The sequence below is a fragment of the Serratia sp. YWN4 genome (assembly GCF_055790845.1).
This window is the reverse complement of the sequence record NZ_CM147696.1, coordinates 1,907,138-1,928,160: the sequence shown is the minus strand read 5'-3', so window position 1 is coordinate 1,928,160 and position 21,023 is coordinate 1,907,138. Positions and strand designations below refer to the sequence as shown.

The following is a 21,023-nucleotide window of genomic DNA, read 5'->3' as shown; positions in this document are numbered from 1 at the left end:
GCTCTGTGACACGTTCATCCACTGAACGTACTCCACTATTTAATAACAGTAATTAATTGCTATTCCCGACAAGATAGTTAATTCGCTCATCCGTCATTTTTTTCTGGCACTGATAGGTATTTATTTTTTGTTGCACACTGACAGTGTCTAATTTCGCATCGGACAACTTCCCACACTTTATAGCCTTTTCACCCACCCAGGCTACCTGGCTCTTTTTCAAAGCATCACGTGAGGAATCAGGCAAATCCTTCCATACTCTATTTAACTCTCTATCTGAGTCTTCGTAGTTATATTTCGCTGAGCTTAACTTCCCTTGGGAGTTACTATCGATTATTTTATCTTTATCCGCAGACATCACTACTGCATTGTACATTGATGAGGATGCGTTAATTCCATCAAGATCACTAATAAGAATATCTTTTTTATTATCAGCAAGTTTGATGCTGTAGTTAGCATTACTCCAAACCACGCTCCCATTAACAAGCTTGCCACTATAGCCTTTTATTTCAGACAGTTTTGATGGGATATCGCCAACAACATCAATAACCTCTTGTGGTAATTTAACAGAAACAGTGGCACCACAGTATAATGTTTCACTTCTAGTGCTCAATGTTGACACATTGGCCACATTAACCTCTAATGCATTCAACTTACTCTGATAAACATCAAGCGGCTTGCTATAAAACGCCTTGCCGTTAGTAAGAAAATTACTTTGCAACAGGCCAGAAGCATCACTTTTAATAAAATCTGAAAATGCCTTAACCGCATCTTCCCTGCCACACTTGAAGTCATTGGAATCAAATAACCCAGCATTTGCATTAAAGGAAAGTGCTGCAATAGCGGTCGCTAACAAGTACTTCTTATGCATACTATTTATCTCTTTTATCTATGGAGTGAAAATTTATCAATTACTTTCTGCACAGCTCAAGCAAACTAACTTTTAATATTTTTTTGTAAAGGAAGCTTATTTTCAGCCATTAAATGCAACACCGTCATACTGCAAGTTTCCTATGCATTGGATTCCTTCGCTCTCCGGTGACTTACTTGAGTATTCATTCTGTACTCGGTTCATCAAACGCCAGCATAATGCCCGCGTCCTTATCCCAACTCAGCGTCAGCCGGGTGGGGTGGTGTTTTGCTGCTTTCTGGCTGAGGAGCTGTTGGCTCAATACCGGCAAGACATGCTGGTTCAGCAGGCTGTCGATATGGCGTGCCCCGCTGTCTGGCAGCAGGCAGGCGGCCACCAGGGCGTCGGTCAGACTGTCCTCCATCACACAACGCAGGCCGTAATGCTGCTGCAACCGTTGGGCCAGCTGCGCCAGTTTGATGGCGACGATACGCTTGAGCGCCTCCGCACCCAGTGGGCGGTAAATCAGGGTCTGGAAACGTGCCAGCAGCGCAGGCTGGAAATGGTCACGCAGCAGCGGGCGCAGCCGTTCATGTAATTCGCTCTCGGGCGCATCGGGGTGTTTATCCAGATACGTCGTCAGCGCATCGCTGCCGAGGTTCGAGGTCATCACTATCACGGTGTTGCGAAAATCAATCTCGCGCCCTTCGCCGTCACGCATAAAGCCCCGGTCAAACACCTGATAGAACAGGTTGAGCACGTCGCGGTGGGCCTTTTCCACTTCATCCAGCAACACCACGCTGTAGGGGCGTTGACGCACCGCTTCGGTCAGCATGCCACCCTGACCATAGCCGACGTAGCCCGGTGGTGAGCCTTTGAGCTGGCTGACGGTATGGGCCTCCTGGTATTCGGAGAGGTTGATAGTGACCAGCGATGCTTCACCGCCAAACAGGGTGTCCGCCAGCGCCAACGCGGTTTCGGTCTTGCCTACCCCGCTCGGGCCGACCAGCAGGAATACCCCTTGTGGGCCGTTGTCCGGCGTCAGCCCAGCGCGGGTGGCACGCAGCCGTTGTGCCAAGTCACCCAGCGCCACGTCCTGCCCGATAACCCGTTTCGCCAACTGGCGTTCAAGCTGCAATAACTCGCTCTGTTCGTCTTTCAACAGGCTGCCCAGCGGCACGCCGGTCCAGTCGGCAATCACCGTCGCCACCGTCCGCGCATCTACATCCAGCCACAGCAGCGGGTTACAGCGCTGGATATCGTGCAACTGCGCCCGGAGTGCGTCACACTCCTCACGGCGGTGGCCTTCCTGACGCGCGACCAGCAGTTGTTCGGTCAGCGCCCGCTCTTTCTCGTATTGCACCGCCAGCCGGACCTGATGCTGTTGCAATGCCCGCAGCCGGTCGCTGATGTCCGCCAGCCGGGCCGGGTCAACGGCGGGGTCCAGTACCTTGTCCTGCTCAAGCGCCTGCTGCTCGATGGCCAACGCCGCCAGCTCCGTACTAAGGTGCACGATTTGCTCAGGCTCACTGTCCAGCCCCATGCGCACCCGGGCACTGGCGGTATCCAGCAGGTCGACCGCTTTATCCGGCAACTGTCGGCCGGTCAGGTAACGGCGCGAGAGCGTCACGGCCGCTTTCACCGCTGAATCGCAGATATGCACCCCATGGTAGCTGGCATAACGCGCCTTCAGGCCCCGCAGCATCCGGCAGGCGTTTACATCATCCGGCTCTTCGACTTTAACCAGTTGGAAGCGCCGCTCCAGTGCCGCATCACGCTCAAAATACTGTTTGTACTCTGTCCAGGTGGTGGCCGCGATGGTACGTAACTCACCGCGCGCCAGCGCCGGTTTCAGCAGGTTGGCCGCATCGGCACCGCCCGCCTGATTACCCGCACCAATCAGGGTGTGCGCTTCGTCGATAAACAGCAGTATCGGCGTCGGTGACTGCTGCACCGCCGTAATCACGTTCTTGAGCCGTTGTTCAAATTCACCCCGCACGCCCGCCCCCGCCTGCAACAGGCCCAAATCCAGGGTGCGTATCGCGATGTTTTTCAAACTGGCCGGGACATCCCCCTCGGCCAGGCGCAGCGCCAACCCTTCCACCAGGGCCGTTTTGCCGACGCCGGGTTCACCCACAAGGATCGGGTTGTTCTTGCGACGGCGGGAAAGAATGTCCACCATCTGGCGGATTTCGTTGTCACGCCCCAATACCGGGTCAATCTCGCCCGCCCGCGCTTTGGCGGTCAGGTCCTGAGTAAATTTATCCAGCTCGGCCTGCAAGGCCTCATTCGGTTCGACGGCCGGGGGCAACGTGGCCTCCGCCGGGGCCTCAACCGGCCATTCAAGGCGCGGGGGCTTTTCCGGGCGCTCTTCCGATTGCGCATCCAGCAGCGGCAGCAGGTGGGCCAGCTGTGTGGCACTGAGGCTGAGCAATGGCCAGGGGGCGTTTTGGGTAACAAGATGCGGGGCGGCGACCAGGGCCATCAGCACATGCAGCGAACGCACCGCCTCCGTATTGACCTGTGCCGAGGCCTCCAGCCAGGCCTGTTGTATCAACTGCTGCAACGGGGCCGACAGCTGTGGTTTGCCCTGGATCTGATGGGGTAAACGCTCAAGGTGTGCCAGCAGCCCCTGCCACAGCGCATCCTGATCCCAGTCATAGCGCCGGGCGATCACCGACAGATCGCCATCCCCCTGCTCGACTAATTTGAGCAACCAGTGCTCCACGGTGATCTCCGCATGGCCACGGGTCTGGCAGAGCGTCGCCGCTGCCGCCAGCGCCTGGGCACAGTAAGGATTTAACCGATGTAATAAACGTGCTGCGTGAGTGCTCATGCCTCTTCCCTGTTCTCATTTCCTGCCCGCCATGATGCCGTGCGGGCACGCTACCGCCCATAGCCGTTAACCGAGGCCCATAAGGTCATTGGATGCATTGTGAATGCGTTTGGCTGAGTACCGGCACGGCGAGACTCAGCCAAACACACCAAGAGCAGGCGGTCTCCCGCCTGCTGTCAGGGCTTACGCGGTAGTACGTTCGTTCCAGGAATCGGAATGAATGATGTTGCCGTCTTTGTAGGTCCAGGTGATTTTCTCGTAGCGCAACTCGATCTGCTCCAGATGGTTGTGCTTCTCTTTGGCAGCGTCTTTGATGTCGTGCATCTTCGGCGCCACTTTCACCAGTTTGACGTTCTCCAGTGTGGTGTTGAAATACTCCACTTCCTGGCCAGCGTCATCGATGCGGTACCACTTGAACTCGGCCTTTTTCAGCGTCTGACCGGTGGTCACCGCCTTGTACAGGTACGGGCTGGAGGCGTCGATTTCCTTGGTAAACAGGAACGGCGTATGAATGCGGGTCCCCGTCAGTTTACCGGTGTTGTTATCGGTCGGGATGTACAGGCTGTGATCCTGTGCCACCACTTCGATGCTGCCTTCGCGGTCTTTGACGTCCACAGACCCTTTGATGTCTGCACCACCGTCGTCTTTCAACCAGAGATAGACTGGAATTGCCATGTTTACTTCTCCATTTCAGGGGTTACCGCATCATCCATTGCCGATGATGCGTTTTTTTTGCCAGGTACCTGACAGGCGTCTGCCTGCGGTACCAGACTGATCTCGACACGGCGGTTGGCTGCACGGCCCACCTCCGTCTCGTTGGTTGCCACAGGGCGGCTAGCGCCGTAACCCTGGACGGCAAAACAGGTGGGCGACACGTCGCTGGTGTGTAACATCCAGTCGCGTACCGCTTCCGCACGCTTGAGCGAGAGTTGCTGATTATTCTGCACATCACCGGTGCTGTCGGTATGCCCGGCCACCACAATCAACAGGCCAGGTTTGGCTTTGATATTGATTAACGCTTCGACCAGAACCTTGGTGGAATCTGGCTTGAGCGTCGCCTTGCCGGTGTCAAACAGCGACAGGCTGTCCAAGCGCACGGTTTGCGGGGTGTTTGGAGCCTGTATGACGGAAGGCACAGGCGCCTGTGCGGGCGGCACATAGGTGTCAATCGCCTGTTGCACCGCCAGCCACAGTCGCTGCCCTGGGTATAAACCCAGACCATATCGCAGGGGTTCACCCTGTCGTTGCCAGCGTTCAAGCCACAACGCATCCTGCTTAAGCACCACCAGAGCCTGCGCTTTCGGCACGGCGTGCGTCATCGGGATAGCCTGCCAACGCTGCAAATCTGCGCTGACCTGACCGATAAGCGCACGGTTGTTGGCCACAGAAAACCCCACCGCCATCATGGCGCACAACCCCAGCAGAACCACCACCCGGCGCGCGGTTTGCCCCCCCTGTGCGGGAACGGCAAAAGGAGACAGTAACGGCAGCAGCGGATCGACAAAACGCGAGGCCTGCTCCTCACGCTTCTGGGCATGAGGCACGCGCAGGCACGTCCGGCGAAATAGCCAACGTGACCACAGCGTGTGGTCTTCGCCGCGCGGCGCGCCAATGCGCAACGCCACGGCAAAAGCATGTACCGGTGGACAAAACCGGTCCGCTTTCTCCAGTTCATCCAGCAGAATGTCACGGATAAAGCTGAACGCCTGATTCAGAACCGGCATCCGAGTGAGGTGCTCGGCAGTCTGCAACCAGTCCTGTAACGAAAGCGGCACCGCATCTGTAGGGCAGATAAGCGCGCTGTCACCCCGCACCAACGTCCAGGGGGTTTCAGGGCCGGAAAACTGGCCGTTCAAGACCAGCGGCAGCGGGCATCCCGTCAGGGTACGTAGCTGTATGATCTGCTGGCGCAAGGCTTTCAGCGAAGCCCGCAATACCGCCTCATCCTGATGCGCGTCCGGCAGGCAGTGGTACATCACGGCAAGCTGCCCGAGCTGCTGCGGCTGTTGCAACTGGAATGTGCGGATCACGTCGGCCAACGCACCAACATCACCGACGCGCAGCCAGCAACCTTGTGCGGTTTCTCTCAGGGGCTGTTCGGCAAACAACGCCGCCACCCCATCACCACACACCAACACCACGGGCCCCTGCTGCGTCAGGGGCGGTAAATGGGCAGCAGCAGCCGTACCGGCAGTTGTAGACAGGTGCACCGCACGCTGCCAGCCCAGGCGGCAGGCTACGACGAGCAATATCAGCGTAGCCACACCTTTGACCCAGACCGCCAGCGGAAAGAACGACCACAATAGCCATAGCAGCGCAGTGGCACTGACGAGCATCGGAAACACCACGGACACAAGGACGGATTTACGCATTAACGTGGCAACTCCGGTAATTGCGCCGACAACAAGGCCTGAAGCCAGAGATGCCCCCCCCACCAGAGCGCCCCGGTCACCACCGCAGCAAACGCGACCCAGAACCAGACCGAGCGCAACAGGGTGTAACGCCGCCGGCCCGTTTTACGCACCACCAGTGAGAGATCGGCCACAGGGGGCGCGACCCGCTCGTTCAGCATCTTCAGCGTTTCGTCACGCTGTGTCTGGCTCACCGTTTTCACGCCGTACAGCCCCTGAAAGCCCAGAGAAAGTACCCGGTGATAGCAAGTCAACACCGCCATAACCGGCGCGGGCTGGCGCAGTACCTTGGCAAGCCGATCCCAAAGCGCCTCGCCGGCATGCAGGGAATCAAAATAACGTGCCTGTAACGGGGCCGTACGCCAGGCGATCTGCCCCTCATCGATTTCCCCATTGCTCGGCCTGCGGCTCATCACGGTTTCATCCAGCAGAGCACACTGGGCATAGGAGATGTGTTCGACGCTGTCGTCATCGTAACCCGCCCTGGCCAGCGCCTCCCGGACGTGTTCAACCTGCCTGCAGCAATTCTGGTACAGCGCCTTGCCGTCCGGCGTGGTGGCACCATTGCGCAGCAGGGTGACGGTCAGCCAGGTTTCCGCCATCAGTTGGTCAATATCGATATCCTGTTTCATGATCGCAACACCGCAAAGAGTTCAAGTTCGAGCGCACCCAGCAGCGAAGGCACATAGAACATGCACACCCCCTGCTCCAGCATATCGCGGGCTGCCACACTCTCCATGTCCAGCGCAAAGTACTGGTTCTCCAGACGTACCGGCAGCGCGGCAGGGATACGGTTAACGGCAATCAGCGGTATGCCATTGAGCGCCACGCTGTAAATTTCATTGACGTCATCAGGTGACCCCGCCTTGCAGAGTGAGGGGAAACGCTCGGCGATCTGCCAGGCCGGAATATCGGAACGCACGGAAAGATACAAATCAGCTTCTTCACGCAAACGCATATCGTGCAGAGAAGCCCTCCAGGTCTGCGCATCAGGACGTGACATCTCCAGAGCGATCACCCGTGATGGCAGGCTGGCTTCCAGTAATCCGGTGATCAAATCAAACAGCGGCGAGAAGGCATTGGCTGGTTCGGCATGGTCATACCCTGGGATAGCATCCAGGTCATGCTCGAGCGAGAAGGTCAACATGCTCCCCGCCAGGCGCGCCAGCTCTGCCCACACCTGCTCGGGATGACGGGCAGGAAAACGCTCGTACTCGGTCAGCACGCGGGCATGGGAATTGAGCGCGTTGAGCAACCAGAACAGGGAAACATCGGCCACCGCGAAGTCGGCCAACCGTTCGTTACTCTCACGACGCATCGACATCAAACGCTGGCGGCGGGAACGTAACTGGCGGTTCAGCAGAACCAGGCGCTCGCGCAGCGCAGCGCTGGCAGAGAAGAGCGCCATCGGTGGTATAAAGGCCGGATCCTGTCGCCATCCCCCTTGCCCGTCACGCACCAGACGGGCGATCGGACAGGTTTGCCACGAGGCGTTACTTTCATGCTGAAAACGGATCGACAGGTTGAAGTGAGCCACCGCCATCGACTCTTCTTCCGGGCCGAAGGCATCAGGCACGGTGATCCATTCTTCACGGTAGCGCAGTGGGCGTTCGGCAACCGCGCCCTCCTGCTGAACGTTACTCATCCCCGACTGCATCAGCGGCAGGGCAAGCACCAAGGTGACCACGTCATGCCCGGCGACGTCGGCCGCACTCAGTTCACGAGGCTCAGGAGGCAAGTCGCTCTCAAGCGTGTCAATCAGCGAGCCATCCGCCAGCCACAGCCGCAGATGACGGACCTGGATCACCCCCGAAGAGAGCAACGCGTCGTCAAACTCAACGTTCTCCACCCCCCACGGGAACGGGGAGGTCAGCGCCGCCACGCCGGAACTGCAAAAAGCGCCCCAGGCAGACTGCTGCTGAAACTGCTGAGGGGACAGCAAGGCCCCCTCATTCCATAACGGACGATAGATTTTCATTCCGTCTCCGTTTACGCCTTCGCTTTCGGCATCTGCGACACCAGGGACAGTGCCACATCCAAGCCTTCAACCTGGAAGTGCGGGATGGCATACAGCTTGACGCGGAAGAAGCCCGGGTTGTCTTCGATGTCTTCTACCGTCACCTTCGCATCACGCAGCGGGTGAGAGGCTTGCAGGTCATCGCCCGGATCGGTCATCTCGGTCACCAGGCCGCGCACCCAGGTGTTCAGCTCCAACTCCAGCAGGCGGCGATCTTTGGTGGTGCCGATGTTCTCGCGCTGAATAAGTTTCAGGTAATGTGCAATACGCGACAGCAGGAAGATGTACGGCAGACGTGAGTTGATGCGGCTGTTGGCCGTCGCATCTGCCGTGTCATACAGCGCCGGTTTCTGCGCCGAGTTGGCGGAGAAAAAGCAGGCATAGTCGCGGTTTTTGTAGTACGACAGCGGGATAAAGCCCAGGTTGGCAAACTCAAACTCGCGGGTCTCGGGGATCATCACCTCAGACGGGATCTTCACCTGATTGCCGGTGCCCAGATCGTACAGGTGGATCGGCAGGTCCTGCACCGCGCCACCGGCCTGCGGGCCACGGATCTGCACGCACCAGCCGTTGTCGATAAAGCTTTTCACCATGTTGGCGGCAAAGGCGAACGACGCGTTGGTCCACAGGTACTTATCGTGGTCCGGACCGGTGACTTCTTCCACATAGTTGAAGCTGCGCACCGGGACGGTATCCGGGCCATATGGCAAACGGCCCAGCACGCGTGGCATGGTCAGGCCGATATAGCGCGCATCGTCGGTGTCACGGAAGGATTTCCACTTGATGTATTCGGCACGATCAAAGTAGTTGCCAATGTCTTTGATGGCCGCCACGTCTTCCATGGAATTTTTGAGGAAAAACGCCGGGCCGACGGCACCGATAAACGGCATATGGGCAGCAGCGGCCACTTTGGAGAGGTTGCGCAGCAATGCCACATCTTGCGGGCTGGCATCAAACTCGTAGTTGGAAATCACCGCCCCGATCGGCTCACCGCCGGGGGTGTCGTATTCCTGAATATAAGTGTGATGGTACAGGCCGCTCTGGATGATTTCCGGGCTGTCTTCAAAATCCTGACGCAAATCGTCTTTGGAAACGTCGAGCAGTTCCAGCTTCACGTTCTGGCGAAAATCGGTTTTGTTCACCAGGGATTTCAGGCCACGCCACAGGGACTCGACTTTCTGGAACTCCGGGTGGTGCATCACCGCATCCAGCTGGCGGCTGATTTTTTCATCCAGCGCGGCAATGTGGCTGTCCAGCAGGTTCTTGTCGAGTTTCTCGACTTTTTGCGCCGACTGTTTGAGCAAGTCTAAAAAGACGCTGACGGCGGCGGTAACGCGCTCATCGGCCGAGACGTCCGCCAGGGCATCGCCGTCCTGAAAGGCCTCAATGCCGTTAAGCTGGGAAACCGGGTTAAGGTTGATTTTTTCAAACAATGACGCGTAAACGCTGTGCGGCGCCGGGGCGTTCTTTTCCAGCACGGTAGTGGTATGACTCTGACGTTGTGCCGTTCTTTCTTGTAATGTTTCTTCCTGTCCAGACATGGGTCTTTTCCTTATCCCGGGCGATTAACAGTTTTCGAGTGCCAGTATTTCCAGTTCCATCCGCAGCTCATCGCTCAGTGCCTCATCCTTCAGGATAATTTCGAGCTCGCGGCGGAAAGTGGCGTTGTCCAGCAGGTTGGATTTGAGGTCACGCAGCAGATTGCGCATCGCCAGCATGGCACGCAGTTGCGGGATTTGGCGCGCCACCTGCTCCGGTTCGAAGTCTTTCATGGCGCTGAAGCTGAGGTTGACGGCGGTGTCGCTCGGGTCATCGGACAGGGTATCGGGCACGGAGAGGGCGAGTTGGGGGTTGAATTCCGCGAGCACACTGTCGAAGTTGTTTTTATTGATGTTAACCTTCTCTCTCTCTGATAGCGGACGGTGCTCCTGCCCGTGGCTGTAATCACCCATCGCCAGCAATTTGAGCGGCAGCTCGACACTCTTTTGTGCGCCACCAGTGTGCAGGTCGAGTTTTATGTTAACGCGCGCCTTCGGCAATTCATTTTGGTAGGAATTGGACATGGTTATCCCTGTTCAATTAAGACAATAAAGAACGGTCTGCTCTGGGGAATCAATAAGAATGGCTAACCCTGCCAGACAACAACTTCCTTTTTGCATCATCAGATGCAGACGAAAAAGAGGGTCACAAGCCAGCACATTCCTTGCAGGATAATGGCAGAGCGCTGTGTAAATAAGCTTTATCTGAATAATTAAAAAGTCAGGATAAAACTCACCGACGGCAGTGTAGAAACCTTAATTAGATTAGTGAAATTCAGTAATGTAACAAAATGTTTCATTAAAATAATCCTCTGACCTCTCTCATTGCGATGATTATCAAGAATTTTCCAATAACAACATCGCCAGCGCTCATTTGGCAAGGTGTGGAGCGGAACAGTGAGTCGGCCAGCAACCGATTAACGTGGAGGAAACTCGGTTAAAAAAGGCATTTATTACCTGATATTTTTTATAAGGACGGTCGGGAACAGGGGATGTCATGATTTTAAAAAGCGTCGCTCTCGCACAAATACATTCATACAGCGAATGTATTCTGCTTTTTTAAGCTGAGCATAATTTATTTTTCACGTTAACCATTTGGTGGACGCTCTTCATTTAGCGCTACTCTTCAATCCAGAGCGGGGAAAACAGGCCGCATAAATTAACCTGGGGCGACAACTCCGCACCGTCCAAACGGTCGCAAACGTGCATTGGGCCAGCGGCGGTGTGTTCGCCGTAAATGAATACATGTTTCCATCAACGCCGGTAGGGTCGAAAAAGGCACGCAGAAGACGACAACAATGACAATGCGCACATCAGGCGCAGCGGTAGACCGGTATGGGGCGGAGGGTTGCGGTGAGACTGTCCCATACCTGTACCTCAGAGGTCGCAATACGCATCCCCTTTTTTCTGAGTACCGCCACATCGGCGGCGATCCGCTGCATACCGAACCAAAACAGACCATCCAGCGCCGTCACCGCCAATCCGTTCTCCAGCGCCCGCTTAAGCCGCTCACGCGGCATTTTTATTTCTCTGACAATCTCCCGGTAAGGCGCTGCGGTCTCACCTGACGATCCTTCCCGGCGAATGCGGGTTGACAGACGGTATTGAAATTCATCAGGTACCTTACTCAAATCAGACTTCACGCTGTAAACACAGCCAAAACGCCTGCCGTTAAACACGGCGCTTTTCTGACTGAGTGGCAGTTCATCACGCAGCCCAGCAATCAGTTGCGGGGCACGCACCAACAGCAAACGAAAAGGCAGTTCGAAGCTGGTGACATAATCCACATTCAGCAACGCGATACGCAGGCGCTCGGCACTTCCAGCCCGCACCTGACGGCATTCTTCGATCACTTCAGCCCACTGCTGCGCAATACGCGGCGTTTGGTTGATTTCCGCGAAGCTGTATTTTTCAATCTGATACTCAATACGCTCGGTCATGCCCGTTCTTCCCCCGTTATCCGCTTGTCGGTTACTTTATCAACGGGCAATGCTCAAAGGAAGCGGCTCCGTTAACGCAAACCAAGACCCGATGACAATTCCTTGCTGCAATCCCGTAACTTAACCTCGGTGGTGTAAAGAGGGGCAAGTTTCAACACTACATCGGCCTTGTCGCACAGCACGCAGAAGCAAGAATAGGCATAGGTCAGGGGTTTATGAAGATGAATACTTTTCGATAAAGTACTTTATAAAGGGGAAGTCACCAGTGATCTGGATGTTGATAACGAAGTTCGAATCAATGACTCGATACGTGCGCTGAAGATCAGCCGGATTTTTATCGTCTATCGACCGACAATGATCGCAATGGCAGATAGAGTACCCAGGGTGGGCCCGTGTTTTAGGAACCACCCTGAGTCACATTTAATACCCTCGTAGGAGAAAACAGTATCGAACCTATTCCATTTTCGATGCCAAACCACCCGGAGCCCTATTGGTGGCCCCTTGGGTTATCGAACATAAAAATACCGTTAAATAACAAAGGTTTTATTGGCTTACTTCGCATCCCACTTCGGGAATTCCATTTCGCTGTACTTCACCACGCGGGTGCCGCGCGTCAGCTTGTAACCGAACCAGATGATCAGGAACAGCGGAATACCGATATAGGTCGCAGTCACGCCGTACCAGTCAATTTTGTCTTCCAGGAACGCCTGATAGTTCTGCCCCAGCGTGATGATCAGGCACAAAACAAAAGCAAAGATCGGCCCCAGCGGGAAGAAACCGGAACGGTACGGCAGATCGTTAAGATCCAGCCCCCGCATCATATAACCACGGCGGAAACGATAGTGGCTGATGGCAATCCCCAGCCAGGCGATAAAGCCGGTCATCCCAGACGTGTTTAGCAGCCACAGATAAACCGACTGATTGCCAAACATCGAACTGAGGAAACACAGCCCCGCCACCACGGTAGTGGCATACAGCGCATTACGCGGCACGCCGCCTTTCGACAGCTTGGCGAAAATGCGCGGAGCCTTCCCTTCCGAAGCCAACGTAAACAGCATACGGGTTGAGGCATACATCCCAGAGTTACCGGCAGACAGCACCGCCGTCAGGATCACCGCGTTCATTACCGCCGCGGCAGACAGCAGGCCAGCATGCTGGAATACCAGGGTAAACGGGCTGACGGCGATATCTTTCACATCGTTGCGCAGCAGGCTCGGGTCGGTATAAGGAATGATCAGGCTGATAATCAGAATCGCGAAGATATAGAACAGCAGAATACGCCAGAACACCTGACGTACCGCACGCGGGATGTTCTTGCCCGGATCCTCAGATTCACCGGCCGCGATACCGATCAGTTCGGTGCCTTGGAAGGAGAAGCCGACAATCATCGCCACCCCGATCATCGCCGAGAAGCCGCCAGCAAAGGGCGCATCGCCGATAGTCCAGTTTTGCCAGCCCGCATTTTCACCGCCCTTCAGGATACCAAAAATCATCAGTACGCCGAGGCCGATAAAGATAATCACCGTGGTCACTTTGATCAGCGAGAACCAGTATTCCGCTTCACCGAAGCCTTTAACCGAGATGTAGTTCAGCAAAAACATCAGGCTAAGGAACAGAGCGCTCCAGATCCAACCCGGCGTGTCTGGGAACCAGTAGTTCATCACCAACTGTGCTGCTACCAAATCAACGGCGATGGTGACCGCCCAGTTGTACCAGTAGTTCCAACCCAGCGCGAAACCGAAACCTTCCTCAACGTATTTGGCACCGTAGGTCGAGAACGAACCGGAAACCGGCATAAACGCGGCCAATTCACCCAGGCTGGTCATCAGGAAGTAAACCATCAAACCGATCAGTGCGTAGGAAAGTAGCGCGCCGCCGGGGCCAGCCTGCGAAACTGTCGCGCCAGAGGCGACAAACAGGCCAGTACCAATAGAACCGCCGATGGCAATCATGGTTAAATGCCGCGCTTTCAGTTCGCGGCGCAATCCGGGTGCTTGCTGCCCCGATGTTTTTATATCCTGCTGAGCCATTCTTACCCTATCTGCCCGTCAAAAAATGAGGGCGGATTGTAACAAATACCCGCCCATGCACTAGTGACATTGCGCTGATATAAGATAGCTTCATAATCCGGCAACAATTATTAGCAACGGACCGACTACCTCATCAGGCCTCGACAGGCAGAACGCAGTAACTCAAGAAACGTTGCAGAGCGTTGGAGATGTGTTTCTGGCGGTGATGGATCAGATACAGCGTCCGTATCAACGGCGGCAGCGGGATTTTCAGCGCCACCAGCACGCCGCTGGTCAGTTGTTCCTCCACCACACGCCGAGACAGGCAACTGATACCGATGCCATGACGTACCGCATGCTTAATCGCTTCGGAATTGCCCAACTCCATCACCAGTTGGAAGTTTGGCAAATGCGCCAACAGCAGGTGATCCAGCACTTCTCGCGTACCCGAGCCGCGCTCACGCAGGATCCACGGCGCACTCGCCAGCGCGGCCATGGTCAAGGGTTGCCGGGCCAAAGGATTATCCGGCGCGGCAAACACCACCAACTCATCCTCGAGCCACGGCTGGGTAACCAATTCAGGCATATGGCATGGCCCTTCAATCAGGCCGAGATCGACACGGAAATCCGCCACCGCGCCAATCACATCCTGGCTGTTCCCCACATTCAGCTCCAATGGCGTGGTCGGGAAATCTTTGCGATAACGGGCAATCATCGCGGGCAACATATAGTTGCCGATGGTGCTGCTGGCCGCGATGCGCAACGCACCGTTGTCATGCAGGAATAACTGCTCTATTTCACTGGCCTGCTCCAGCAGTGCCAACGCTTTCGGGTACAACAAGCGGCCATGCTCGTTGATAACCAATCGTTTGCCTACCCGATCAAACAACAGCACATTCAGTTGCCCTTCCAAGTCCGCCAATGCCGCGCTGACCGCCGACTGTGACAAGGCCAAGACCACCGAGGCCTGCGTCGTTGAGCCGCTTTTCAGCACTTCGGTAAAGACTTCCAGTTGACGCAAGGTGATATGCATAGCAGTCTCGGTATAAAAGGGGCCAGCCGGGCGCAGATGCCGAACAAAGCCTTTGAAATTAAAAACAAAAAATCAGGGATGCGCGGTAATAAAACCAGCGGTCATGCCATTAAGATTATCACGTTTACAGAATTCGGCCTGGTGCCCGCAAATCATATCGTACGGCATCGACCACTTATTCAGATAGATTATAAGCATATAATCAATTTCTCTTTTAGGTCACGAAATTTTACTCTTGCTACCAAGAATTAAGAAGAGGATTGAACCATGGCGAGCGAGACCACCCACACTTACCCCGAGCAACATTTCCCACTGTTGGGGCTACCCCGGTTGCTACCTGGCTTGTTACTGACCGGTGGCTTAACCGCACTGGCGATTTGGGCCAGCAACATCCCCTGGATTGCCGGGTTGGGATTAGGAGCACTGACGCTGGCGATCCTGTTTGGTATCGTCGTCGGCAATACGCTGTATCCATGGTTGCAACCCCAATGCCATACCGGCGTTCAGCTTGCCAAGCAACGCCTGCTGCGCCTGGGGATTATCCTTTACGGCTTTCGTTTGACCTTCCAGCAGATTGCCGATGTCGGGGCCAGCGGCATCATCATCGATGCCCTCACCCTGACCAGCACCTTTCTGCTGGCTTGCTGGCTGGGTAAGAAAGTTTTCGGCCTCGACAACCAGACCACCCTGCTGATCGGCGCAGGCAGCAGTATCTGCGGCGCGGCAGCGGTGATGGCCACCGAACCGGTCATAAAAGCAGATTCCAGCAAAGTGGCAGTAGCCGTCTCTACCGTGGTGGTGTTCGGCACGCTGGCCATCTTTGCCTATCCTTGGCTGTATCACCTGAATGAACACTTCCAGTGGATGCCGTTTACCCAGGAAACCTTTGGTATCTATACCGGCTCGACGATCCATGAAGTGGCCCAGGTGGTTGCGGCAGGCCATGCCATCGGCCCGGATGCCGAAAACGCTGCGGTGATCGCCAAGATGATCCGCGTCATGATGCTAGCCCCCTTCCTGCTGCTGTTATCCGGCTATATCAGCCGCGGTGCTGCGGGTAACAAAAGCGAAAAATCGGCCATTACCATCCCCTGGTTTGCCGTGCTTTTTATTGCCGTTGCCGGGCTGAACTCGTTCAACCTGCTCCCGGCAGCACTGGTACAACACTTGATTACCGCCGACACCTGGATGCTGGCGATGGCCATGGCGGCGCTGGGCCTGACCACCCATATCAGCGCGGTACGTCAGGCAGGGGTGAAACCGATTCTGCTGGCCACGCTGCTGTTTATCTGGCTGGTGATCGGCGGTGCCGCGATTAACCAACTGGTTCAGGCTCTGCTGTAATCCCTTCCCCCTCGGGCCCGATATTACGGGCCCGCTTCTTTTGCCCCGCCATTCAATCCTGCCGGTATCAATGCCATAATGACGGCGATAACACAGGAGAATGAAAATGAAGTTTGTCGGTGCTCATGTCAGCGCTTCAGGCGGCGTGGATCAGGCGGTGATCCGCGCGCACGAATTAGAGGCGACCGCATTCGCCCTGTTCACCAAAAATCAGCGTCAATGGAAAGCAGCCCCGCTGCCTGCCGACGTAATTGATAAGTTTAAACGTGCCTGCGCACAATACGGCTTTGGTCCTGGGCAGATCCTGCCACACGACAGCTATCTGATTAACCTTGGCCACCCGGTCACGGATGCGCTGGAAAAATCCCGCGAGGCGTTTCTTGATGAAATGCAGCGTTGTGAACAATTGGGGCTGACGCTGCTGAACTTCCATCCGGGCAGCCATTTGATGCAGATTGATGAGGATAAATGCCTGGCGCGGATCGCAGAATCCATCAACCTGGTGCTGGATAAAACCCAAGGTGTGACAGCAGTGATCGAAAACACCGCCGGTCAGGGCAGCAATCTGGGGTTCAAATTTGAACATTTGGCAGCCATCATCGACGGCGTGGAAGACAAAAGCCGCGTCGGTGTATGTATAGATACCTGCCACACCTTCGCCGCTGGTTATGATTTACGTACGGAAGAGGACTGCGAGAAAACGTTCCAAGAGTTGGGTAACGTAGTGGGCTTCAATTACCTGCGCGGTATGCACCTTAATGATGCCAAAAGCGAGTTTGGCAGCCGCGTTGACCGCCACCACAGCCTCGGTGAAGGTAATATCGGCAAGACGGTGTTCAGCTACATCATGCGCGACGCGCGCTTTGATAATATCCCGCTGATTCTGGAAACGGTGAACCCGGATATCTGGGCCGAAGAAATTGCCTGGCTGAAAGCTCAGCAGTGATCTTCTTCCCATAATGCAAAAACCGGCACCTGAGCGTAATGCTTGTCAGTTAAGGCTAACCAGTTCCCTCTCCCTCGGGGAGAGGGTTAGGGTGAGGGGAATATCACTGAACTAAAGCCCCTCACCCCGGCCCTCTCCCACAGGGAGAGGGAGGCCACACCTTTAGCACCTGCTGCATAATTATGCAGCTTTGCGCTTAACTGACCGGCATTACACCTGAGCGCCGGTTTTTTATTGCTTACAACGCGTTAAGCCACATTCGCCGCCGCAACGTCACTGCGTTTCAGCACCGCGTAACCGACACCCGCCAACAGCGTACCGGCGATAATCGCCACCAGATACAGCAATACCGGAGTGATAGCACCTGGGATCAGCAGCACGAACAGACCACCGTGCGGTGCCATCAGTTTAGCGCCGAAAGCCATCGACAGCGCACCGGTCAACGCACCACCGGCGATACAGCACGGCAGTACGCGCATCGGGTCACGGGCGGCAAACGGAATCGCCCCTTCACTGATAAAACACAGCCCCAGCACCAGTGCCGCTTTGCCGCCTTCCTGTTCGGATTTCTCGAACTTGTTGCGCGCCACAATCGTTGCCAAGCCCATTGCCAGCGGTGGCACCATCCCTGCCGCCATAATCGCTGCCATCGGCGCATACACCGAGGAACTCAACAGCGCCACGCCGAAGGCATAAGCGGCTTTGTTCACCGGGCCACCCATGTCGGTACACATCATCGCACCCAGGATCGCCCCCAACAGCACCGCGTTAGCCGTGCCCATCGATTGCAGCCAGTGGGTCAGACCTTCCATGATTTTCGCCACCGGTGTACCGACCACGTAAATCATTATCAGACCGGTAGTCAGACTTGCCAGCAATGGGATAATCAGGATCGGCTTCAGCGCTTCCATACTCTTTGGAAGATGCAGTTTGCCACTGATCGCTTTGGCGACATAGCCCGCCAGGAAACCGGCAATAATCCCGCCGAGGAAGCCAGCACCGGTGCTCACCGCCAGCATACCGCCGATCAGGCCCGGCGTCAGGCCAGGACGGTCGGCAATGGAGAACGCAATATACCCGGCCAGGACCGGCACCATCAGCGCAAAGGCTGAACCCCCACCGATCTGCATCAGCGCAGCGGCCAGAGTGCCTTTTTCTTCAAATGCCTTGATACCAAATACGAACGACAACGCAATACACAGACCGCCCGCTACCACCATCGGCAGCATGTAGGACACCCCGGTCAGCAAGTGACGGTACGGCCCAGCACTCTCTTTTTTCTTGCCTGCGGTTGGTACACTGCCGCTTTTCTGTGGCTGGAAAATTTCGGCTTCTGCCTGCGCTTTATCCAGCTCCTGCGCGGTTTTCTTCAGAGCCAGCCCGGTAGAAGTGCGATACATCGGCTTACCGGCAAACTTGTCCAGATCCACTTCGATATCCGCCGCGACAATCACCAGATCGGCCGCCGCCACTTCTTCTGGGGTGATCGCATTACCTGCCCCCACGGAACCACGGGTTTCCACCTTCACCCACCAGCCACGTTTTTTAGCTTCGCTCTCAATGGCCTCGGCCGCCATAAAGGTATGTGCCACGCCGGTCGGGCAAGCGGTCACCGCAACAATGCGTTTTGGGCCAGCCGCTTTCACAGGTGCTGTTGCCAGAGCCTGATAAGGCTTGGCCTCGGTTTTGGCCTGCGCCAAAAAGGCATCGGGATCACGCACCGCGTGTTCCACATCACCCACGTAAACCACTTTGCCATTCAGTTCTGCATCCGTAGGCGCGGTTTGACCCGCCACGACCACCAGTTCAGCCTCGTTCAGCACATCCACCAGCACCAGACCGGTTTTGGCCGCAGCGCCTTCGAGCATACGTTTCGCCAGGTGACCACGAGCCTGCCCGAGCGAACTGTCTATCATCAGCAGCGTTTTCATTCTGCTTCCTCCTGTCAGTTAAAAGGTTTCAGATCGACACGCGCCATCATCGCGGCCAACTGCGGGCGATCGGTCACGCCGACGTTACTCTGGCTCACCGCCAGGGCAGCCACGGCGGTGGCCAAACGTAAAGTATGTTCACTGGATTCACGCATCAGCAGGCCGTAGATCAAACCGCCGACCATCGAATCACCGGCACCCACCGTGCTGACCACTTCACAGGAAGGAGGCTTGGCGATCCAGGCACCGGAGGCATTCACCCACAGTGCGCCTTCCGCTCCCAGCGAAATCACCACGTGAGCGATCCCCTGATCGCGCAACGCGTGAGCCGCTGCCACCACATCGTCCAAGGTTGGCAATGGATGACCGGCCCAGATTTCCAGTTCACGGCGGTTCGGTTTCACCAGCCAAGGCGCGGCTTTCAAACCCGCCACCAGCGCCTCACGGCTGCTATCGAAAATAATGCATGGGCACTGCGCACGCAGGCGAACCATCCACTCGGTAAAAGCTTCGGGCGGCACGCCTTCCGGTAAACTGCCGCTCACCGCCACCATATCGAACTGGCCGAGCCAACTCAGAGAATCGCTCACGAAGCGTTCCCAATCCGCTGGCGTGACTTCAAACCCGGAGAAGTTAAAATCGGTCACTTCGCCGTCTTTTTCCGTCAGTTTCACGTTGATACGGGTACGCCCGGATACCACCTGGAAGCGGTTGGCAATGCCCAGATCGCTGAATAGCTGTTGGAAACCATCCTGATTATCTTTCCCCAGGAAACCGCCAACGGTCACATCAATACCTAAATCTTTCAGCACCTTGGCAACGTTGATGCCTTTACCGGCGGCGTGCAGCCCGGCGGTTTTTACCCGATTAACCTCACCCCGTTCGATCTCCGGGCAGAAACCCACCAGATCGTAAGCCGGGTTAAGGGTAATGGTTGCTACTCTTCTGCTCATGCTGCACCCTCACCAAGACCTTCGCTGATGGCTTCGCCGATAGCTTTCAGCGCCGCTTCAGCATCATCACCGCTGGCGGTAAAGCGCAACTGATGACCTTTCTTCACACCCAGCGCCACTACCTTCATCAGGCTGCGGCCGTTAGCCGGTTTACCGCTGCCGTTAAGATTGGTGACGGTAATTTCGCTGGAAAATTGTTTGATCACGTTGACCAACGCGGTGCCCGGGCGGGCATGCAGGCCGTGTTCGTTACGAACGATATATTCTGCGCTCAGCACCGCACTCTCTTCGGCCACCTCACTGGTCAGCAATGCCAGCACGGCAACGGCATCGGCATTCAGCAAGCGTTCAGCTTTATTGCTCAACAGCAGATCGCTGAGGTAGTTCAGCAGCGTCAGCGGTTGCTGATCGGCAATCGCCACGGTCAGCAGCAGTGCAACCTGCTCGCCCTCTTCGTCAAACGCCTGCGCGGGGCGGCTGATGGTTGCCGCACTGAACAGGTTGCCTTCAGCGCTGTCGCTCAACCAGATACCCTGCCCCAGGTTCAGCGGTTTGCGGGTGATCACATCGCTGACAAACCGGGCGTCGACCGCACCGATCTTTTGCAGGCGACCCGCGTTCAAGGCCTGTAGCGTCATCAAGGAGTCAGCCGCCACGTCCAGCGCGATCAGTGAAGCATCGAACTGAAACTCTGCCGTTTGTTTCTCGCCCATCAGCAGGCTGCGCAGCTCTTCTGCTGAAGTGGTGTTTGCCAACTGTGCCGCTACGCTGTCATCACTGAGCACGTGCGTTAGCTGGCGCAGCAGCGCCAGGTGTTCATCTGAACGGGCGGCGATGCCGATCACCACATAGGCGGTCTGGCCTTCGCCCCATTCAATCCCCTGCGGGAACTGGAATACCTGCACGCCGGTATTCAGCACCAGATCGCGGGTGTCGGTAGTGCCATGCGGAATGGCGATACCGTTGCCCAGATAAGTAGAAGTTTGCAGCTCGCGCTGCAACATGCCGTCAACATAGGCGGCACTGACGCATCCGGCGGAGGTGAGCGCTGCCGCGACCTGCCGGATGGCTTCCTGTTTACCGCTGGCGGCGGCGCCCAGGTGAATGTCTTGCTGTGACAACTGGAACATAGTTCTCCTCTCCTGCTGAATTGAATCGTTTCAGCCATATAGGGAAAAAGGAGCGTTACCAGAACCGAACTTGTCTATCTGATAACGC

Annotated in this window: 16 protein-coding genes; 2 read left to right on the top strand and 14 right to left on the bottom strand. The window is 56.1% G+C overall.

Annotated features, from left to right (window positions below; all coding sequences use genetic code 11):
- Positions 1-52: 52 nt before the first annotated feature.
- The 11 genes from ACX9GT_RS09040 to yieE form a co-directional block, all read right to left on the bottom strand.
- Positions 53-868 (bottom strand): lysozyme inhibitor LprI family protein, encoded by an 816-nt coding sequence (locus tag ACX9GT_RS09040; RefSeq protein WP_473190767.1) that lies wholly within the window; start codon positions 866-868, stop codon positions 53-55.
- Positions 869-1,052: 184 nt separating this feature from the next.
- Positions 1,053-3,683, bottom strand: a complete 2,631-nt coding sequence (tssH, locus tag ACX9GT_RS09035) for a type VI secretion system ATPase TssH (protein WP_473190766.1) — start codon at positions 3,681-3,683, stop codon at positions 1,053-1,055.
- A gap of 183 nt (positions 3,684-3,866) precedes the next feature.
- The gene (locus ACX9GT_RS09030) at positions 3,867-4,358 is read right to left on the bottom strand and encodes an Hcp family type VI secretion system effector (protein WP_473190765.1); all 492 of its coding nucleotides are present in this window, start codon (positions 4,356-4,358) and stop codon (positions 3,867-3,869) included.
- 2 nt (positions 4,359-4,360) lie between these two features.
- Positions 4,361-6,055, bottom strand: a complete 1,695-nt coding sequence (locus tag ACX9GT_RS09025) for an OmpA family protein (RefSeq protein ID WP_473190764.1) — start codon at positions 6,053-6,055, stop codon at positions 4,361-4,363.
- Positions 6,055-6,726, bottom strand: a complete 672-nt coding sequence (gene tssL, locus ACX9GT_RS09020) for a type VI secretion system protein TssL, short form (RefSeq protein ID WP_473190763.1) — start codon at positions 6,724-6,726, stop codon at positions 6,055-6,057. The genes ACX9GT_RS09025 and tssL overlap by 1 nt, the downstream gene beginning before the upstream one ends.
- Entirely contained in the window at positions 6,723-8,072 is a 1,350-nt protein-coding gene (gene tssK / locus ACX9GT_RS09015) for a type VI secretion system baseplate subunit TssK (protein ID WP_473190762.1), read from the bottom strand. The genes tssL and tssK overlap by 4 nt, the downstream gene beginning before the upstream one ends.
- A gap of 11 nt (positions 8,073-8,083) precedes the next feature.
- Complete coding sequence (tssC, locus tag ACX9GT_RS09010) at positions 8,084-9,652, bottom strand: type VI secretion system contractile sheath large subunit (RefSeq protein WP_473190761.1); 1,569 nt, start codon at positions 9,650-9,652, stop codon at positions 8,084-8,086.
- Positions 9,653-9,676: 24 nt separating this feature from the next.
- On the bottom strand, positions 9,677-10,174 hold the full coding sequence (tssB, locus tag ACX9GT_RS09005) for a type VI secretion system contractile sheath small subunit (RefSeq protein ID WP_473190760.1): 498 nt from the start codon (positions 10,172-10,174) through the stop codon (positions 9,677-9,679).
- Positions 10,175-10,962: 788 nt separating this feature from the next.
- Positions 10,963-11,589 carry an ECs1377 family protein gene (locus ACX9GT_RS09000; RefSeq protein WP_473190759.1) on the bottom strand — a complete coding sequence of 209 codons (627 nt, stop codon included), beginning with the start codon at positions 11,587-11,589 and terminating at the stop codon, positions 10,963-10,965.
- A 551-nt stretch (positions 11,590-12,140) separates the two neighbouring features.
- Positions 12,141-13,619, bottom strand: coding sequence for an amino acid permease (locus ACX9GT_RS08995; RefSeq protein WP_473190758.1), 1,479 nt, complete (start codon positions 13,617-13,619; stop codon positions 12,141-12,143).
- Positions 13,620-13,752: 133 nt separating this feature from the next.
- Entirely contained in the window at positions 13,753-14,631 is an 879-nt protein-coding gene (yieE, locus tag ACX9GT_RS08990) for a DNA-binding transcriptional regulator YeiE (protein WP_473190757.1), read from the bottom strand.
- Positions 14,632-14,898: 267 nt separating this feature from the next.
- Here yieE and ACX9GT_RS08985 point away from each other — a divergent pair, with 267 nt between their 5' ends.
- A complete protein-coding gene (locus ACX9GT_RS08985) occupies positions 14,899-15,975 on the top strand; it encodes a YeiH family putative sulfate export transporter (RefSeq protein WP_473190756.1) in 1,077 nt (358 codons plus the stop codon).
- A 106-nt stretch (positions 15,976-16,081) separates the two neighbouring features.
- On the top strand, positions 16,082-16,921 hold the full coding sequence (gene nfo, locus ACX9GT_RS08980) for a deoxyribonuclease IV (protein ID WP_473190755.1): 840 nt from the start codon (positions 16,082-16,084) through the stop codon (positions 16,919-16,921).
- Between the two features lie 248 nt (positions 16,922-17,169).
- Here the strand turns inward: nfo and fruA are convergent, their stop codons facing one another.
- The 3 genes from fruA to fruB are packed head-to-tail and all read right to left on the bottom strand — an operon-like array spanning position 17,170 to position 20,935.
- The gene (fruA, locus tag ACX9GT_RS08975) at positions 17,170-18,852 is read right to left on the bottom strand and encodes a PTS fructose transporter subunit IIBC (RefSeq protein WP_473190754.1); all 1,683 of its coding nucleotides are present in this window, start codon (positions 18,850-18,852) and stop codon (positions 17,170-17,172) included.
- 14 nt (positions 18,853-18,866) lie between these two features.
- Positions 18,867-19,805 (bottom strand): 1-phosphofructokinase, encoded by a 939-nt coding sequence (gene fruK / locus ACX9GT_RS08970; protein WP_473190753.1) that lies wholly within the window; start codon positions 19,803-19,805, stop codon positions 18,867-18,869.
- Positions 19,802-20,935, bottom strand: coding sequence for a fused PTS fructose transporter subunit IIA/HPr protein (gene fruB / locus ACX9GT_RS08965; RefSeq protein ID WP_473190752.1), 1,134 nt, complete (start codon positions 20,933-20,935; stop codon positions 19,802-19,804). The genes fruK and fruB overlap by 4 nt, the downstream gene beginning before the upstream one ends.
- Between the last annotated feature and the right edge of the window lie 88 nt (positions 20,936-21,023).

Coding starts and splice junctions, on each gene's coding strand:
- ACX9GT_RS09040 (WP_473190767.1), bottom strand. CDS start 868: ATGCATAAGAAGTACTTGTTAGCGACCGCTATTGCAGCACTTTCCTTT.
- tssH (WP_473190766.1), bottom strand. CDS start 3,683: ATGAGCACTCACGCAGCACGTTTATTACATCGGTTAAATCCTTACTGT.
- ACX9GT_RS09030 (WP_473190765.1), bottom strand. CDS start 4,358: ATGGCAATTCCAGTCTATCTCTGGTTGAAAGACGACGGTGGTGCAGAC.
- ACX9GT_RS09025 (WP_473190764.1), bottom strand. CDS start 6,055: ATGCGTAAATCCGTCCTTGTGTCCGTGGTGTTTCCGATGCTCGTCAGT.
- tssL (WP_473190763.1), bottom strand. CDS start 6,726: ATGAAACAGGATATCGATATTGACCAACTGATGGCGGAAACCTGGCTG.
- tssK (WP_473190762.1), bottom strand. CDS start 8,072: ATGAAAATCTATCGTCCGTTATGGAATGAGGGGGCCTTGCTGTCCCCT.
- tssC (WP_473190761.1), bottom strand. CDS start 9,652: ATGTCTGGACAGGAAGAAACATTACAAGAAAGAACGGCACAACGTCAG.
- tssB (WP_473190760.1), bottom strand. CDS start 10,174: ATGTCCAATTCCTACCAAAATGAATTGCCGAAGGCGCGCGTTAACATA.
- ACX9GT_RS09000 (WP_473190759.1), bottom strand. CDS start 11,589: ATGACCGAGCGTATTGAGTATCAGATTGAAAAATACAGCTTCGCGGAA.
- ACX9GT_RS08995 (WP_473190758.1), bottom strand. CDS start 13,619: ATGGCTCAGCAGGATATAAAAACATCGGGGCAGCAAGCACCCGGATTG.
- yieE (WP_473190757.1), bottom strand. CDS start 14,631: ATGCATATCACCTTGCGTCAACTGGAAGTCTTTACCGAAGTGCTGAAA.
- ACX9GT_RS08985 (WP_473190756.1), top strand. CDS start 14,899: ATGGCGAGCGAGACCACCCACACTTACCCCGAGCAACATTTCCCACTG.
- nfo (WP_473190755.1), top strand. CDS start 16,082: ATGAAGTTTGTCGGTGCTCATGTCAGCGCTTCAGGCGGCGTGGATCAG.
- fruA (WP_473190754.1), bottom strand. CDS start 18,852: ATGAAAACGCTGCTGATGATAGACAGTTCGCTCGGGCAGGCTCGTGGT.
- fruK (WP_473190753.1), bottom strand. CDS start 19,805: ATGAGCAGAAGAGTAGCAACCATTACCCTTAACCCGGCTTACGATCTG.
- fruB (WP_473190752.1), bottom strand. CDS start 20,935: ATGTTCCAGTTGTCACAGCAAGACATTCACCTGGGCGCCGCCGCCAGC.